The 18,566-nt window shown below is 57.6% G+C and carries 9 protein-coding genes; 7 read left to right on the top strand and 2 right to left on the bottom strand.

The window, feature by feature from the left end:
- Positions 1-13 precede the first annotated feature (13 nt).
- Together B3C38_RS04785 and B3C38_RS04790 are read right to left on the bottom strand one after the other, a co-directional pair.
- Positions 14-1,783: a RagB/SusD family nutrient uptake outer membrane protein gene (locus B3C38_RS04785; protein ID WP_286725865.1), complete on the bottom strand. Its 1,770-nt coding sequence runs from the start codon at positions 1,781-1,783 to the stop codon at positions 14-16.
- Positions 1,784-1,796: 13 nt separating this feature from the next.
- Positions 1,797-5,105 carry a SusC/RagA family TonB-linked outer membrane protein gene (locus B3C38_RS04790; RefSeq protein WP_022332514.1) on the bottom strand — a complete coding sequence of 1,103 codons (3,309 nt, stop codon included), beginning with the start codon at positions 5,103-5,105 and terminating at the stop codon, positions 1,797-1,799.
- 641 nt (positions 5,106-5,746) lie between these two features.
- On the opposite strand from B3C38_RS04790, the gene B3C38_RS04795 reads away from it, so the two are divergent.
- The 7 genes from B3C38_RS04795 to carB all read left to right on the top strand — a co-directional run bounded on the left by B3C38_RS04795 (position 5,747) and on the right by carB (position 18,533).
- The gene (locus tag B3C38_RS04795) at positions 5,747-8,686 is read left to right on the top strand and encodes a fibronectin type III domain-containing protein (RefSeq protein ID WP_286725869.1); all 2,940 of its coding nucleotides are present in this window, start codon (positions 5,747-5,749) and stop codon (positions 8,684-8,686) included.
- Between the two features lie 238 nt (positions 8,687-8,924).
- Positions 8,925-10,265 carry a sn-glycerol-1-phosphate dehydrogenase gene (locus tag B3C38_RS04800; protein ID WP_022332512.1) on the top strand — a complete coding sequence of 447 codons (1,341 nt, stop codon included), beginning with the start codon at positions 8,925-8,927 and terminating at the stop codon, positions 10,263-10,265.
- 39 nt (positions 10,266-10,304) lie between these two features.
- The gene (locus B3C38_RS04805; protein WP_022332511.1) at positions 10,305-11,759 is read left to right on the top strand and encodes an MFS transporter; all 1,455 of its coding nucleotides are present in this window, start codon (positions 10,305-10,307) and stop codon (positions 11,757-11,759) included.
- 143 nt (positions 11,760-11,902) lie between these two features.
- Positions 11,903-12,676, top strand: a complete 774-nt coding sequence (locus B3C38_RS04810; RefSeq protein WP_022332510.1) for a DeoR/GlpR family DNA-binding transcription regulator — start codon at positions 11,903-11,905, stop codon at positions 12,674-12,676.
- 316 nt (positions 12,677-12,992) lie between these two features.
- Complete coding sequence (locus tag B3C38_RS04815; protein ID WP_286725876.1) at positions 12,993-14,264, top strand: dihydroorotase; 1,272 nt, start codon at positions 12,993-12,995, stop codon at positions 14,262-14,264.
- Positions 14,265-14,266: 2 nt separating this feature from the next.
- On the top strand, positions 14,267-15,358 hold the full coding sequence (carA, locus tag B3C38_RS04820; protein WP_055202465.1) for a glutamine-hydrolyzing carbamoyl-phosphate synthase small subunit: 1,092 nt from the start codon (positions 14,267-14,269) through the stop codon (positions 15,356-15,358).
- Positions 15,351-18,533 (top strand): carbamoyl-phosphate synthase large subunit, encoded by a 3,183-nt coding sequence (carB, locus tag B3C38_RS04825; protein WP_082426569.1) that lies wholly within the window; start codon positions 15,351-15,353, stop codon positions 18,531-18,533. Before carA ends, carB begins: the two co-directional genes overlap by 8 nt.
- The last annotated feature ends 33 nt before the right edge of the window (positions 18,534-18,566 follow it).

Raw genomic sequence — 18,566 nt, forward strand, 5'->3', positions numbered from 1 at the left:
GTTTCCTCCCTGTTTATCTCCAGTAATAGTTTTGTCCCAGGTCGGGGTTGATGTTCAGTGCCGTCTTGGGGATGGGGCGCAGGTAGCGCTTTTCCTCGAAGTTGCGGCCCACGGTATAGAGCAGGCGTCCGGTCGTGCCGTTCTCCAGCGAGTATTTGCTGTTGTCGAGTATGATGTACGTTACACCGGGTTCGTTGCCGGCTTCGCCCGAAGTCACGCAGACGTCGTTGATGCCGTCGCCGTTGAGGTCGTAGGAAGTGTCCATGGCCGGGATGTAGATGCCGTACCACTGCTTGTTCAGCAGTTCGCCCGCATGCCAGCGCATCAGGTCGTCGTAACGGAACCCTTCCAGCAGCAACTCGATGGCACGCTCGCGGCGGATTTCGAGCAGGTCGCTGTCGCTCAGCCCATAGTACTGTTGCAGATAGGGGTCTGCCGATGTCGGGCGCTTGCCGTCGACGCCTGCGCGCTCACGCAGCGGCTTGATGGTCTTGTTCCAAATGTCGTCGCTGAATTCGCCCAGTTCGGCCTTCGCCTCGGCGTAGTTGAGCAGCACCTCGGCGTAACGCATGATGGGCAGCGAGTTGTAGGAAACCGATGCCGACTCGTATGCCTTGTCGTCGATGTTGAACTTGATGACCTGGTAGCCGGTCAGCGTCACCGTGAAATCGGGGGGTGTTGCGGTCGAGATGCCGCCCACCAGCTTCGTGTAGCCCGGCGTGATGATGCTCTGCGAGAGCCGGTAGTCGCGGTTTTCGATTTCGGTCGTGAACTCCTCGCCGGTGGTCGTGTGGCGCGAGCCGTCCAGGTTGAGGTAGGTCTTCACGAAATCCTGGTCGAGCGACCAGCGCTGTCCGTAGCTGCCCGACGTGTAACGCCACGTAAGGTCGTGGAACGTGGTCATGCCGACGCTCATCTGGCGAGCCCAGATCACTTCGGTCGTGTTGACGGCCTCCTGTGTGAAGAGCTCCCGGTACTGGGTCTTGACCTTGGCAGGGTTGTTCACGATGCTGTATACGCCGGCTGCCATCAGTTCCTCGCAGGCCTCGGTGCATTCGCGCAGGAATTTCGCCGAAGCCTGCTTGTCTTCCCATGCCTTGCCCGTCGACGGGTCTACCGAATGGTATTTGCGGTAGGTACCTTCGAACAGGCACACGCGGGCCTTGTAAGCCAGGGCGATGTACCGGTTGATGCGGGCGCAGTTGATCCAGTCCGACGACGTGTAGCAGTGCTCGCAGGCGAAGTTCAGGTCTTCGAGCACGCGCTCCATGACGTATTCACGGCTGTCGCGCGGTTTGTAGAGCGCCACCATGTCTTCGGGGTCGATCGGTTCGTCGTACCAGGGTACGGCACCGAAGGTCTTGACCTTCTCGAAATACTGCCATGCGCGCCAGAAACGGGCTGTGCCTTCGTAGTGGTTGTAGGTAGCTTCGGAGAGCCCCTTCGCCTCGCGCATGTGCACCAGGAAATAGTTGATGTTGTAGATCGGTGTCCAGTTACTGATCGACCAGCCGCTCTGCAGGTCGGGTGTCCACGAAGCGTTGGTCAGGAACGTGAACGACTTTTCGGTAGCCATGATGTCCGAGTATCCGTCGCCGTAACCCAGGTCTGCTGCGCTGGGGGTGTATTTCTGGATGAACCCGTTGATATAGGTCAGCAGAGAGCCTTCGTCCGTGAAGTAATCCCCGGATCCGACCTTGGCGTCGGGATCCCTGTTAAGGAAATCCTCGCAGGACGTGAGCAGGAAACAGGCCGAAAGTAAATATATTGTTATCTTTTTCATTGTCGTCCGTAATTTAGAAAGTTATGCTCAAACCGATCGTGTACGATTTCATGACGGGATAACCGTCGCCGTCGCCGAAGTTGTCGCTACCGAACTTGTTGGTTCCGTAGTCCGCATCGCCGGCGTAGATACCTTCCGGGTCGTAGTTTTTCGCGTACTTCTTGAGCGGTGAGAAGGTCAGGAGGTTCTCGCCCGACACATAGATCTTGAGTGCCTGGAGGCCGATCTTGTTGACCAGCTCCTTGGGGAAGTTGTAGTCGATGGTGAGGTTCTTCAGGCGGATGTACGAAGCGTCCTGCACGTAGCGCGTGTTGGGCTGCGCGAGGATCAGGCCCGAGTCGCTGGCCGAGTAGCCGACCAGGCGCGGCCAGTAGGCGCCGCGGTTGGTCGGTGACCAGCGGTCGCTGTTATGCCACGGGAGTGCCATGCTGTACGGGCGGCCGTACTGTCCCCAGAAATAACCCGACTCCTTGGCCGGATACCAGTCGCGTTTGCCGACGCCCTGCCACATCATGCTGATGCCGATGCCGTTCCAGCGCACGCCGCCCTGGATGCTGTAACTGTAGCGGGGCGTGGTGTTGCCGATCTTCACCAGGTCGCCGTGGTCGTAGATCGTGTTGTTGCCGTTGTTGACGTATCCGTCGCCGTTCAGGTCGAGGTAGCGCGGGTCGCCGGCCTGCCAGGTCGCCGAACGGTTGGTGAACTTCGAATAGTTGGCCCATGTCTGCGCCTCTTCGTCGCTCTGGAACAGCCCGTCGCACTTGTAGCCCCACATTTCGCCGAGGGTCATCCCCTCGTAATAGTTGATCGAGTAGTTGGTCGGGAGCGTGCCAGTTTTGGCCGTATAGCGGGTGATCTTGCTGGTGTTGTCCCATACGGCGACTTTAATATTGTAGCTCAGGGTCTTGCCCGCAACCTTGTGGCTGTCGCGCCACGAGAGGCTGGCCTCCCAGCCATCGGTGCGCATGTCGGCGTAGTTGCCCTTGGGGGCGCTGTTGCCGAATACGGCAGGCAGCTCTTCGCCCACCACATACATGTCGGTTGTTTTCTTGCGGTAGATGTCGGCCGAGAAGTTCAGGCGGCCGTTGAATGCCTCGAAATCCAGGCCGAGGTCATAGGTCGTGGCCTTTTCCCATGTCAGGCTCTTGGGAATCGGGGAGGGTGCCTGCGTGTAGTTGAACACCGAACCGTTGTTCAGCAGGCTCGACTGTGCGATCGACATCGTGGAGAGGTAGGCGTAGGCATCGCTGATGAGGCCGTTGCCCGCTGAACCGACCGATGCGCGGATCTTCAGGTTGTCGAGCCAGTTGGCGTTTTTCATGAAGTTCTCTTCCGAGATGCGCCATCCCACCGAACCCGAGGGGAAGAATCCCCAACGCTGGTTGGACGGGAACTTGGAGTTGCCGTCGTAACGGCCGCTGGCTTCCAATAGGTATTTCCCTTTGTACGAGTAGCTTACGCGGTAGAATGCGCCGACCAGTCCCCAGTCGTAGCTGCCGTTGTCCTTCAGGGTCATCGCTTCGCCTTCCAGCAGGCTGAAATTGGGCTTGCCGGGGATGATGATGCCTTCGCGGCTCATCAGGTTGCTCTTGTAGGTATAATCTTCGATGTTCCAACCGCCCATGATACTCAGCGAGTGGTTGTCGCCCAGGCGGGGCGTGTAGGTCAGCGTGGCGCTCGAAGCGACTTTCTGACGGTTGTAGGAGCGCTCTTCGTAGAGCGAGCCCGAGGGGCGTTCGCCCGAACTGTCGGGCCCCGTGTAGTAGGTGTAGCTGTTCACGGCCTGCCGGCGGTCGGTCTGGTTGAAATAGAAGCTCACGTCGGCGGCGGCGACCAGCACGTCCTTCAACAGGTCGATCGTGACCGCCGTGCGGTTGTTCATGTCGAACTTGCGGTCTTTACGCCACGAGTTGCCCTCGACGAAGCCTGCCCAGCCCGTGTATACGGCCGCTTCCGTCCACGTGCCGTCGGGATTGGTGACCAGGGCTACGGGGTAAGCCTGGTGGTTGAGCATGCGCGATACCGTCATCGGCGTTGTGGAGATGCCCGTGTGGCTCGTCGGCTGGTGCGAATAGCGGTACATGAAGTCGGTGGTGTTCTCCACGCGCAGCCACGGCTTTACGTTGACGATGCCTTTGGCTTTGACGTTGAACTGCTGGTATTTCTCGTCGCCGGCGTTGTAGATGCCGTCCTGCTCGAACATACGGCCCGAGACGTAGTACGATGCCACGTCACCGCCGCCTGTCACGCTGATGTTGTGCTGGTGTCCGGTCGTATAGTCCTTGTAGAATACGTCGTACCAGTTGGTGTTGCCGAAGTATTCGTAGACGTTGCGGTTGTTGACGCGCCATTTCTCATACGAGGGGTCGCTGTTGCGGCGTGCCAGTTCGTTGTACCAGGTGCGCGAGAATTTGAATACGTTGTTGATGTTCGAGGGATCCTTGCCGAATGCGTTGACGTAGGATTCCAGGAACGAGGTGGTATAATCGTAGCCGTTGGTGACCATCTCGGGTTTGGTGGCGCGCTTGTAGAAGGTAAAGGTGCCGTTGTAAGTCACCTTGGCGCTGCCTTTCTGAGGCTTTTTGGTGGTAAGGAGGATCACGCCGAAGGTGCCGCGGGCGCCGTATACGGCGGTCGAAGAGGCGTCCTTGAGCACCGTGATCGACTCGATGTCGTCCGGGTTCACGGTCGACATGTCGGTTTCGACGCCGTCGACCATCACCAGGGCCGAACCGCCTGAACCGATCGAGTTCTCCGCGCCGCGGATGCGCACCGTCGCGCCGCGGTTGGGCTTACCGTCGGAAAAGGTCATCGTAAGGCCGGGGATGGCGCCCTGCAACGAGCGCGAAATGCTCATCGACGAACCCATGCGCTCTTCGAGCCCCTTTGTCGAAAGGGTTTCGACGGCGCCTACGATGTCGCGGCGCTTCTGTACGCCGTAGCCGACGACGACGACCTCTTCGAGGCTGGTGTTGTCTTCGCTCATGGTGACGTCGATGGTGGATTGGTTGTTGACGTGGATTGTCTGGGGTTTGTAGCCCACATAGCTGAAATTCAGGCTCTCTGAATTGTCAGCATTGATCGTGTATGTACCGTTGGCATCGGTAGTCGTGCCTTTCGTGGTACCGGGGACGGTGACGGTGACACCTATGAGTGGATTTCCCGTGTCGTCTTTAACGATACCCGAGACGGCCTTCCCCCCCCCTTGTGCCGAGGCCGGGAGCGCAAATGTCACATATAAAAGAATAACCGTCAGGAGCCTGATGTACGAGCGTATTTTGCCCAGTACGTCAAGTCCGGTCAGCGTGTAACATTGTTTCATTTTACATCAGTTTAAGTTATCAATCGGTTCGTTGCCGGATCCCATACCTATTATTATATAAGGCCGGGTTTTTCCGGGGATTTCGGCTGGTTGCAAGTCATTCCCGATATAACTTCTGCTGGAGAGTGTGAAAAAAAGTAGTTAGGTTTTCGCGTGTGTCAGGTTTGTGTGTTTTAATTATTTAATAAATAAGGTTCTTCTAATTTTGCTTTCAAATATATGTTTTTATTTTCTTTCGTGCAACTATTTGGTTTAAAAACTTTGCAAAAAGAATAGTAAAAATTATGTAGGTTTGGGGTGTTTTTATATTTATATATTGTAAATACCTTAAAATCAATTGTTAGTGTTTGTATTTTGTTAGTCTTGATTCGTGTTGTCTTATTATTGTCTTTTGTGTGGCAAAGCTCGTTTATTGATGTTTCATGCGTGTTAAAAACTATTTAAATAATCACTAAAGGAAACAATTTGTGTTGCAATAGTGTTTTTAAGGTGCGAAAATTTGCAAAAAAGAAAAAATGTGCTTATGTTTGTCCTGCAAGTTGTTCCGACATATCTCTTGAGAGTAAGGACGCGCCCCGAGGCGTATCCGCTTTGCTATTTTCGGTAATAGTTATTACTCTAATCAAAATGTTATGAAACTTATGAAAAATTGGATAAAGACGATGCTCTTCGTGTCGGCCCTCTGTCTGGCGGCTTGCTCCGACGATCCGGATGTGGCTCCGCTCAAACGGGATACCGATGCCGTCGAGCTGACGTACAATTCAGGCGCCACGACCCAGATCTCGGTACGCTATGCCGGTTCGTGGTCGGCGCGTGTCGAGTGTACGGACGGAAGCGGGGCTCCGGTGAACAACTGGTTCTCCGTCTCTCCGGACAATGGTGTCGGTAACGGACGCGATTACCAGTGGGTGACCGTTACGGCCGAGCGTAATCCCGGCGACAAACGTACGGGATACATTTATCTGAAACCGGCCAACGGTGAGGAGATCAAGATCGAGGTCGCACAGGCCGACGGTCATTTCTCGGTGAACGACCCCGTGATTTCGGGGACGCTCAAGTCCAATACGGAATCCGCCGCAATGCTCGAAATCGCCTATGACAAGGCTTTCGGCGAAGAGATGGTGGAAATCGAAGCCACGCTCGACGGCCTTGCCGCCGAGGGGCTCGGCATCAGCAGCCCCTATCAGTCTGTGATCGAGCACGAAGGTAGCGGTACGATTTCGGTGCCTATCACCGGTGTGCCCGTGACGCTGGGTGAGGTGGTGTGCCATGTGACTTTCAAACTCGACGGGGTCGTGAAATTCCAGGGCGATGTTTCGGGGAACGTAAGTTCGTCGAACGAAGTGTTCGGCATGGGCTTCGACCTGTTCAAATGGGGCGGCGATTACCCGAACAACAAGAAGGGCCCCGGCCCGAACGGAAAGGACGGCGCCGGCAAGGAGTTCGATGGCACGGAGCCTGCGGAACCCGATGTGATTTCGGCGGGATCCGACGGTACGAGCGACGTTTTCAACACGATGGGCGAGACCTACCGCATCAACCGCGGCGTTGAAAAGTGGTCGGGCTTGCGTGTATATGAGCACCCGGGTTATGTGAAGCTGGGGGTTACGGCCAATGGCGGCTGGATCATGACGCCGGAGCTCGAAAGCCTTTCGGCGGCACCCGAGACCGTGTCGGTTTCGATCGACTTCCTGCGTTTCGATAACGAAACGGGTACCTACATCGTTTCTGCCGAGGGTGCCGGAGTCGTAACCAACGGCGAAGTGAACAATACCGTGCTCCCGGCACAGACTTCGGCTGCCGGCCGCAAATGGAAGACGCTGACCTTTACCGTTCAGGACGCTACCAACAAGACGCGCATCAAGATCGAGGCGCAGACCTATAACGAAAAGGGGTACCGTATCAATATCGACAATATCGTCGTTATGGCTGCCGACAAGACGGAGGTGACCGAGAAACTGCCGGCCCCCGAGCTTGAAAAGATTACCTATACGCCCGCCAAGACTTCCATCGCATTTGCGTGGGAAGGCGTGAAGGGGGCGACCTCCTATGAGGCTTCCGTGGCGCAGCAAACGCGTCCCGACTTCAGGAAAACCGTCGAGACAGAGGATTCGAACTGCGAGTTCGCCGATCTGGAACCCGGCCTTTATATCTTTACCGTCAGGGCGCTTTACGCCGGGAATGCGGAATTCAATTCCGACCCGACGCAGAAGGTCGTGGGGACTTTGGGCTTCGCGGCTGAAAAATTAGCGACGCCAACAGAATTGGCGGCTGCCGACGTGACCTCCTCGGGGGCCAAGATCAGCTGGGCCGAAGTGAACGGCGCCGCCAATTACCGGGTCGTGGTCAAAACGACGTTCGATGGGCAGGAGGTTGCCTCGACGATCGTCGGCGCCACCAGCTATACGGCTGCCGGGCTCAAGGCCGGTACGGATTATACGGTTTCGGTTCAGGCGCTTGTCGGCGACGGCTCCGTGGCGAATGAATTCGATTCGGACGTGGTGGCGGTTCAGTTCGTGACCACCGATCCCGTGCCTATGATTGCTCCCACTGCGCGGATTTACGCGAAGACACACGGCCTTGCCGTGCTGGAGTGGGAGCTGTCCGCCGCAGCGTTGGAGCAGCAGCCCGTAGGGTCGACCGATACCTATGATTTCCGGGTGAAGGATGCCGGCGGGAATGTGATCCGGTCGATCGAGAACTTCTCGAAATTCAATTTTACGAAGTATAAATATTACCGGCTCGTGTGGGGCGGGCTGACGCCCGGGGCGACCTATACACTGGAGCTCCGCCGCAAGTCGACGGCGAATAAGGAGGCGCTTCTCGATTCCGAGTGGGCTTCGGCTTCCGTTACGACCGACGCGGCTCCCGACAAGTCCGGATACCTCCTCTATAAGGACTTCGAGAATCTTCCCGGAGGCGGTCAGCCCTTCTATGGTGCCTACGGCTTCAGCCTGGGCAGCACGACCGATTTTTCCGATCCGGATAAGATATTGATTACGACGGGCGATGCGAACTCCATCTATTGCCAGGGCGTGAAGGATAATGACTCTTATTTCAGTGCATACCTGCCCGAGTGGGATCGTGCGGATTGGAAGGCTAACAGTTCCAATGTCGGGCTTGCCGCCGGATATATGAAATTCGGTGGCGGCAAGAATCCCGCATGGCTGACTTTGCCGAAACTTTCCTCGTTGTCCGGTGCTACGGAGATCGAGCTGGAATTCGATGCGTGCCCCTATTATGAGCCCAGTACGAAGGGGGATATGATGGCGCCCTCGAACACCGATATTACCGAGTATTTCGGGGTGACGGTGACCGGAGCGACGATCGTGAGCGTAACGGGCGAGACCTCGACCGATGCTGTTATCAGTGACGGCGGTGCCACGGTGACTTTACGTAACGTGCTTGTGGATAAAATGATCGAGGAGGGACTGAAGGATACGTACCGCTATACGAATCACAAAGTGAAGATCACCGGCGTTACGGCCGATACGCGCATTAAAATCTATTCGGCTCTTGATAAAGATGGTGAAAACCATCGTATGTGGCTGGATAATCTGAAAGTTAAGAAGGTTAATTAGTTTTGGTGGATATGGTGAACCGGGGGCTGCGGGTGTCTGCAGTCCCTGGTTTTTATCGACATTGGAGATTAAAAAGAAAAGAAAAAGATAGCTATTTGTTGGTATTTTGTTTTCTTATATTGCATAATAAAGTAAAATATGTTAACTTTGAGGCATGAAAGGGAAAATTCTTGCGTCTTTATTTTGCTTTAGGATGGCTTATCCCCTTTTCCGGATGGTAATAAATTAATTTCGTACTATGAATAAAGTAGAAAGTGCCCTGTCGCGCACGACCGACACCAAGGCGTTGGTGATCGGAACCGATACCCTTCCGCAGGTTGCGGAAATGTTCAGAAAACTTTTCCCGGATAAGCGGGCGCTTGTTGTGGCCGATGCCAATACATGGCGCGTGGCCGGCGATGACGTGCATAAGATACTGGCCGGAGCGGGTGTCGCGCAGGATGAACCATATGTCTTTACCGACCCGAAGCTCTATGCCGAATGGGCGTATGTCGGGGAGCTGGATACCGTGCTTGCCGAGACCGATGCCGTGCCCGTAGCCGTCGGTTCGGGGGTGATCAACGACCTGACGAAACTCTGTTCCAGCCATAACGGACGCCGTTACATGGTCGTGGGTACGGCCGCTTCGATGGACGGTTATACGGCCTACGGGGCTTCGATCACCAAGGATGGCAACAAGCAGACTTTCGATTGCCCGGCGCCGCTGGGGATGGTGCTCGACCCGAACATCGCTGCGGCTGCGCCTGCGAAGCTCTCCGCCTCGGGCTATGCCGACCTGATTGCCAAGATCCCGGCCGGTGCCGACTGGATGCTGGCCGACGCCGTGGGGTCGGAGTTGATGGACGACTTCGCATTCTCGGTGGTGCAGGACGGCCTGAAAGAGGCGCTCTGCGACCCGGCGGGCGTACATGCGGGGAATGTCGTCAAAGTGGAACAGCTGGCCGAAGGGTTGCTGCTGAGCGGTTTTGCGATGCAGGCAACCCAGTCGAGCCGACCCGCGTCGGGAGCCGAACACCAGTTCAGCCACCTGTGGGACATGGAACACCTCAAATACAACGGGGCATCCGTTTCGCACGGGTTCAAGGTGGGCATAGGTACGCTTGCGTCGACGGCATTCCTCGAAATGCTGCTCGAAGCTCCGGTCGGGGAACTCGACGTCGAAAAGTGCGTCGCAGCCTGGAAATCATGGGAGGAGACCGAGGCGGACATTCGCCGGATCTTCGATAACGACCCCGAATTCGTGGCCCGCGGGTTGGTGGAGACCAAGGGTAAATACGTCGATAAGGAGGGGTTGTGCAGGCAGTTGCAGCGCCTGAAGAAAGCATGGCCCGAGCTGAGCGTGCGTATCCGCCGGCAGATCATCCCGTTCGGGGAAGTCCGCCGCCGCCTCGAGCTGGTCGGTGCGCCCTACGAACCCGAGCAGATCGGCGTCTCACGTGCCAGGTTCCGGGCAAGTTTCGAAAAAATACCTTACATGCGCAGTCGTTTCACGGTCATCGACGTCGCTTTCCGTTGCGGTTGGATGGAACAATGGCTCGATAAACTTTTCGGGAAAGGCGGAATTTGGGAAATAAAGTAGTATATTTGCAAACTGAAACTACTAAACTTTCATTCCGAAATGACTCCTGAACAAACCAAACGCTTCAAGTATTGGCAGACGCGTACCATCATCGCCACGATGGTGGGTTATGCGCTCTTTTACTTCGTGCGTAAAAACTTCTCGCTGGCGATGCCCGGCCTGGAGGCCGACCTGGGGATCTCGAAAACCAGCCTGGGTATTTTCCTGACCCTGAACGGTGTGGTCTACGGGCTTTCGCGTTTCGTGAACGGTATCCTGGCCGACCGCATGAACGCCCGCTGGTACATGGCCATCGGGCTCGCGCTCTGTGCGCTGGCCAACTTCGCCTTCGGATTCGGCGAGGATGTCTCCTACTGGATCACGGGGCAGCACGACGGTTCGCAGTTCACCAATACGATGATCCTCTTCATGGGGATCATGTGGGTGATAAACGGCATGTTGCAGGGGACGGGATTCCCTCCCTGTGCGCGTCTGCTGACCCACTGGATTCCGCCTACGGAGCTGGCGACCAAGATGTCTGTGTGGAATACCTCGCATTCGATCGGTGCGGGCCTCGTGGTGATCCTCTGCGGTTACATCATGGGTACCGTGGGCATGAACATGACGGCCGACCCCGACGCCGTGGCGACGATCGCCGCCAATCTGGGCGTTGCGCCCGACGATGCTGCCGGGATGGAGCGCGTCATGGCTTCGGCGACGCATGTTGGGGCCTGGAAATGGTGTTTCTGGGTGCCTTCGGCCATCGCATTCGCCGGGGCGATCGGATTGGTCGTCTTCCTGCGCGATACGCCCTCTTCGGTCGGGCTTCCCGAACTGGAAGGCACCGAGGTGAAGGAGGTGAAAAAGGAGACGAAGAGTGCCGAGCACCGCGCTTTCCTGATGAAGCATGTGTTCAGGAACCCGCTGATCTGGATCCTGGGCTTCGCCAATTTCTTCGTATATATCGTCCGTTTCTCGGTGCTCGACTGGGGGCCTTCGCTGCTGAGCCAGTCGAAGGGTGTCAGCATGTCGCATGCCGGGTGGCTCGTGGCGATGTTCGAAATCGCCGGTATCGTCGGCATGTTGTTCGCCGGCTGGGCTACGGACAAATGGCTCAGGGGCCGTGCGCACCGTACCTGCGTGTTCTGTATGGCCGGCGCTGCGCTGTTCGTGTTCCTGTTCTGGCAGCTGCCCGCCGATGCTCCCGTGTGGTTGCTTTTCCTCACGCTGTGTGCCGCCGGGTTCTGCATCTACGGCCCGCAGGCGCTGATCGGCATCGCAGCCGCGAACCAGGCCACGAAAAAGGCCGCTGCGACGGCCAACGGGCTTACCGGCCTGTTCGGTTATGCCAGCACGGTCGTTTCGGGCGTGGGGCTGGGCTTCGTGGCGCAGCATTACGGTTGGAACTGGGCTTATGTCGGTATTATCGGCGTAGCCATCGTCGGTATGCTGGTCTTCCTGATGATGTGGGGGGCGCGTGCCGACGGTTACGATGCCGAACCGGAACGGAATTAAACAGTATGTTCCTATTTTAGATGATGATACGGGTCTTGCGATCCGGGAGTGTCCGAACCGGAGCGCGGTTTCGGACACTTTTTTTGATAAAAGCGAAAAAATAACTATATTTGCTCCAATAACTGCTAAAAAGACAGAGAGATATGCTGAGCATTGCCGAACGACACAAATATATCCTCGACAAACTGAACAAATATGGTTTCGTGCGCATCACCGACGTGGCGAACGAGCTGGGGGTTACGAAGGTAACGATCCGCAAGGATGTGAAAATCCTGGAGAGCAAAGGGCTGCTTTACAAGGTACACGGCAGCGCCCGTCCCGCCAATCCCCATGTCGCCGACCTCGACGTGCATGTCAAGGACAATATCAACCGCGATGCCAAGCGCCTCATCGCGCAGCGCGCCGTGGAGTTGTTGGATGATAACGATTCGATCATCATCGCATCGGGGTCTACGATCTATTCTTTCGCCGAGGAGATCAAGATGCGCCAGTGGCACCATCTGAACATCGTCACGCCGTTCCTGCGGCTGGGCGTGCTGCTCAACGAGGCGGAGAATGTCAATGTCGTGCAGCTGGGCGGTACGGTGCACAAGAAGTCGCTTTCGGTGCTGGGCGAGGAGGCCTCGCGGTCGCTGGACGACTGCATCTGCTCGAAACTCTTTTTCGGGGTGGACGGCATCGACCTCGAACACGGCATCACCACCTCGACGCTCGACGAGGCGAAACTCACGCGCAAGATGATGAAGGCCTCGTCGCAGAATATCGTGCTGGCCGACTCGTCGAAATTCGGGCAGCGCGGCTTCGGACGCATCTGTGCGTTGGAGGATATCGACGTGATCATCACGGACGACGGGATTCCTGAACAGATGGTCACCATCGTCGAAGAGGCGGGCGTCGACCTGATTATCGTCAGATAACGCTACCCGGGGAGGGAAGCTTATTCCGGATTACAGAGCCGTTACGGGGCGGTTGGCGTTTCCGGCGGCGGGGATCGGTGTGGATTATTTGTTGAAAATTTTCCGGCTAAATTTTGCATGCCCGGCAAAAAAGCCCTACCTTTGTGCACAATTATAGTGATCCCGAGAACCTATGAATTGTAAACCCAGCATATTGTCGGCGCAGGCTTCCTGGCAGCAAGACTATTGGTCGGGCGACGTATTTCCTCCGGTTTTCGGCGATTTTGTTTTATTAGGGTAACTGTTTCAGTTGCCCTATTTTTTTACGCTTACGCAGATGAAAACGCTTTATACCAATGCCGTAGTTTATGACGGCGGTCGTTTTGCGGCCGGGGAGTTTGCCGTCGACGGGGGGTGTGTCGTGCCCGCCGGGGGCGTTGCCGACCGGGTCGTAGACCTCGGAGGGCGCCACGTGGTGCCGGGGCTTGTCGACGTGCATGTCCACTTGCGCGAACCGGGGTTTTCGCAGAAGGAGACCATTGCGACGGGTACGGCGGCCGCGGCCCGCGGAGGCTATACGACGGTATGTTCGATGCCGAACCTGAACCCTGCGCCCGATACTACGCAGGCGCTCCGTGCGCAGACCGACATCATCCGCCGCGATGCCGTCGTGCGCGTAGTCCCCTACGGCTGCATCACGATGGGGCAGCGCGGCTGCGGCCGTCTGGTCGATTTCGCGGCGCTGGCGCCCGAGGTCGTCGGCTTTTCGGACGATGGCCGCGGCGTGCAGTCGGACGGCCTGATGGAAGAGGCGATGCGCCGTGCTGCGCAGGTCGGGAAGCCGATCGTGGCGCACTGCGAGGTCGATGACCTGCTGCGGGGCGGCTATATCCACGACGGGGAGTACTGCCGTGCGCACGGGCATAAGGGCATCTGTTCGGAAAGCGAGTGGCGGCAGGTGGAACGTGACATCGCGCTCGCGGAAAAGACCGGCTGCCAGTACCATGTCTGCCATGTGTCGACCCGTGAGAGCGTCGAACTGGTACGTCGCGCCAAGGCCAGGGGCTTGCGCGTGAGTTGCGAGACGGCCCCGCACTACCTGCTGCTCTGCGACGAGGATCTGCAGGAGGACGGGCGCTTCAAGATGAACCCGCCGCTGCGCAGCCGCGCTGACCGCGATGCCCTGCTTGCGGGGATCACGGACGGCACGATCGAGGTGATCGCCACGGATCATGCGCCCCATACCGCCGCGGAGAAGTCGCGCGGCTTGGCCGCAAGCGCCATGGGGGTCGTGGGGTTGGAGTGTGCTTTCCCGCTGTTATATAAATATATGGTGTTGCCGGGCATTATCACGCTCGAAAAGCTGATCGCGCTGATGGCTGTCAATCCCCGCCGGATATTCGGCCTGGGCGGCGGGCTGCATGTCGGCGAAGAGGCCGACTTTACGGTGCTGGATCTCGATGCACGGTACAGGGTCGACCCTGCGACGTTCTTTTCGATGGGCCGGGCGACCCCGTTCGCGGGCTGGGAAGTACAGGGCCGTGCGGCGATGACCGTCGTAGGCGGCAGGGAAGTGTTTAGAGATGAAACGATGAAAACCAATAGATAAGAATGAAACCATTTACGAAGAAAATTGTGCTGGAAAACGGCCGGGAGTTCTACGGTTACGGCTTCGGTGCCGACCGAGAGGCTATCAACGAGATCGTCTTCAATACCTCGATGGTGGGGTACCAGGAGATCATGTCGGATCCCTCCTACACGGATCAGATGGTCGTGATGACCTATCCGCTCATCGGAAACTACGGTATGGCCGATGAGGATTACGAAACGAAGAACCCGACCATCGGCGGTATGATCGTGCGCGAGTATAACGACTCGCCGTCGAATTTCCGGTATACGAAAACCCTGAACGAGGTGTTCGAGGAGTACGGCATCCCGGCGATCTGGGGCGTAGATACCCGCACGCTGACGCGCATTATCCGCAACGAGGGCAGCCAGAAGGTCATCGTCACCGATGCTGCCACGCCCCGTGAGGAAGCGATGCGCAAGCTCGCCGAGTATCGCCTGCCGCACGATATGGTTTCACGTGTGAGCTGCAAGAAACGCTGGATGTCGCGCGTTCCCAACCACAAGTACGACGTGGTGGCCGTCGACTGCGGCATCAAGCACAATATCATCCGCCAGCTCAACCGCGTGGGCTGCAACGTGACCATCGTGCCCTACGACTCGACGGTCGAGGAGATCATGGCCTTCCATCCCGACGGCATCGTGCTGTCGAACGGCCCAGGCAACCCCGAGGATGTGACGCCGGTGATCGGGCTGGTCAGGCAACTGCGCGGCAAACTGCCGATTTTCGGCATCTGCATGGGGCACCAGCTCATATCGCTGGCCTATGGCGCCAAGACCGTGAAGATGAAATTCGGCCACCGCGGCGGGAACCACCCCGTGAAAAATCTGGAGACGGGACGGATCGAGATCACGAGCCAGAACCACAGCTATGCCGTGGACATCGACTCGCTGGCCGCCACCGGCCTCAGGCTGACGCACGTAAACCTGCTCGACGGCACGGCCGAGGGCGTGGAGTGCGCCGAGGACGGCGTCTTTTCGATGCAGTACCACCCCGAGAGTGCCTCGGGCCCGCAGGATAGCAGCTATTTGTTCAAGAAGTTTACCAAAATAATGGAGGAGCGTAAAAATGCCTAAGAGAAGAGATATAAACAAGGTAATGGTCATCGGTTCCGGCCCGATCGTCATCGGCCAGGCCGCGGAATTCGACTATGCGGGTACGCAGGCGTGCCTCGCACTCAAGGAGGAGGGATACGAGGTAATCCTGGTGAATTCCAACCCTGCGACGATCATGACCGATACGCATATTGCCGACAAGGTCTACATGGAGCCGCTGACACTCGAATACGTGGCCAAGATCATCCGTTTCGAGCGTCCCGACGCCATCGTGCCGGGGCTGGGCGGTCAGACGGGCCTGAACCTTGCGGTGCAGCTTGCCAAGAAGGGTATCCTGAAAGAGTGCCAGGTCGAGATCCTGGGCACCTCGTTCGAGTCGATCGAACGCGCCGAAGACCGCGAACTTTTCAAGGAGCTGTGCGAGTCGCTGGGCGAACCGGTGATCGAATCTAAAATCGCCATGTCGGTCGAGGAGGCCGTGGAGGTCGCCGCCCAGATCGGCTATCCCGTCGTGCTGCGTCCCGCCTATACGCTGGGCGGTACGGGCGGCGGGTTCGTCGACAACGAGGAGCAGCTGCGCGAAATGATGCGCCACGCCCTGTTCCTCTCGCCCGTGCACCAGGTGCTCGTCGAGAAGAGCATCAAGGGCTACAAGGAGATCGAGTTCGAGGTGATGCGCGACCATAACGACACGGCCATCAGCATCTGCTGCATGGAGAATATCGACCCCGTGGGCGTGCATACGGGCGACTCGATCGTCGTGGCGCCGTGCCAGACGCTTACCAACAAGGAGTTCCAGATGCTGCGCGATTCGGCGCTGAAGATTATCCGCGAGCTGAAAATCGAAGGCGGTTGCAACGTGCAGTTCGCACTCGATCCCCTGTCGTTCAAATACTACCTGATCGAGGTGAACCCCCGCGTGTCGCGCTCGTCGGCCCTGGCGTCGAAGGCCAGCGGCTATCCGATCGCGCGCGTGACGGCCAAGGTCGCCGTAGGACTTACGCTCGACGAGATCATGCTGGCCAATACGCCCGCCAGCTTCGAGCCGACGCTCGATTACGTGGTCACCAAAGTCGCCCGCTTCCCGTTCGACAAGTTCAGCGATGCGTCGAACAAGCTGGGTACGCAGATGAAGGCCACGGGCGAGGTGATGTCCATCGGCCGCACGATGGAGGAAAGCCTCCTGAAGGCGATGCGCTCGCTCGAAACGGGTGTCTGCCATATCTACCACAAGAAATTCGACGACTGGTCGGACGCGCAGCTGCTGGAATACATCAAGGACGCTACGGACGACCGCCTCTATGCCATCGCGCAGTTGATCCGCAACGGCATCGACCTGGTGCTGATCTACGACAATACGAAGATCGACATGTTCTTCCTCGAAAAGTTCAAGAACATCGTCGAATTCGAACGCGAGGTGAAAGCGCACCCGATGGATGTCGAAACCCTGCGCGACGCCAAGCGCATGGGGTTCAGCGACAAGTTCATCGGCCAGTTGTGGGGCATCTCGCAGCAGGACGTATACCGGCTGCGCGAAAAGAACGGCCTCTTCCCCGTCTACAAGATGATCGACACCTGTGCCAGCGAATTCAGCTCCTATGTGCCCTATTTCTACTCGACTTACGAGGACGAGAACGAGTCGGTTGTGAGCGATAAGGAGAAGATCGTGGTGCTCGGCTCGGGCCCGATCCGTATCGGCCAGGGCGTTGAGTTCGACTACTCGACCGTGCATGCCATCTGGTCGATCCGCGAGGCCGGTTACGAGGCGATTATCATCAACAACAACCCCGAAACCGTGTCGACGGACTACACTACCAGCGACAAGCTCTATTTCGAACCGCTGATGGTCGAGGACGTGATGAACGTCATCCACCTCGAAAAACCGAAGGCGATCGTCGTGTCGCTCGGCGGACAGACGGCCATCAACCTGGCCGAGCCGCTGGCGCAGTTGGGCGTGCCCATTATCGGTACCGATACGCAGGCGATCAGGAACGCCGAAGACCGCGGTTGCTTCGAAAAGATCATGGAAGAGTTGCGCATCCCGCAGCCCGAGGCCGAGGCCGTCACCGACATCGAGACCGGCGTGAAGGCCGCCGCCCGCATCGGCTACCCGGTGCTGGTGCGTCCGAGCTATGTGCTCGGAGGCCGTGCCATGCAGATCGTTTCGAACGAGGAGCGCCTGCGCCACTACCTGCAGACGGCCGTCGAGGTCAACGAGGATTCGCCGGTGCTGGTCGACCGCTATATCATGGGCAAGGAGCTGGAGGTGGACGCCATCTGCGACGGCAAGGACGTCTTCATCCCCGGCATCATGGAACATGTGGAGCGCACAGGCATCCATTCGGGCGACTCGATCAGCGTCTATCCGACCTTCAGCGTCAGCCAGAAGGCCAAGGACAAGATCATCGACTATACGGTCAAACTCGGACTGAGGATCGGCATCGTCGGCCTCTATAACATCCAGTTCATCCTTGACGAAAACGACGAGGTCTATGTCATCGAGGTTAACCCGCGTTCGTCGCGTACCGTGCCGTTCCTTTCCAAGTCGACGGGCGTGCCCATGGCACACATCGCCACGCAGGTGATTTTGGGCAAGACGCTCCGCGAGCTGGGCATCACCGAAGTCTACGGCAAGGAGAAGAAGCGCTGGTACGTCAAAGCCCCGGCCTTCTCGTTCGCCAAGATCCGCGGCATGGATTCGTACCTGTCGCCCGAGATGAAGTCCACGGGCGAGGCGATCGGCTACGACGACAAACTCACCCGCGCGCTCTACAAGGCATTGCAGGCCACGGGCATGAACGTTTCGAACTACGGGACGATCTTCGTCACGATCGCCGACCACGACAAGGAGCAGGCACTGCCCCTCGTGCGGCGTTTCTACGACTTGGGCTTTAACATCGAGGCCACGACCGGGACGGCCGAGTTCCTGCGTAACCACGGTATCCGTACCCGTACGCGCCGCAAACTGAGCGAAGGCAGCTCGGAGATCATCGACTCGCTGCGCCAGGGACATGTGAGCTACGTCATCAACACCATCGACATCAACCAGCATAACACCCGCCTCGACGGGTACGAGATCCGCCGCACGGCCGTCGAGAACAACGTGACGGTATTCACTGCGCTCGAAACGGTGAAGGTGCTGCTGGACGTGCTGGAAGAGATTACGTTCGGGGTTTCGACCATCGATGCGAAGTGATTTCCGGTATTATGCGGCACATTGGAACAGAAA

It is taken from the genome of Alistipes sp. UBA1686 (assembly GCF_002320215.1).
Lineage (GTDB): Bacteria > Bacteroidota > Bacteroidia > Bacteroidales > Rikenellaceae > Alistipes > Alistipes onderdonkii.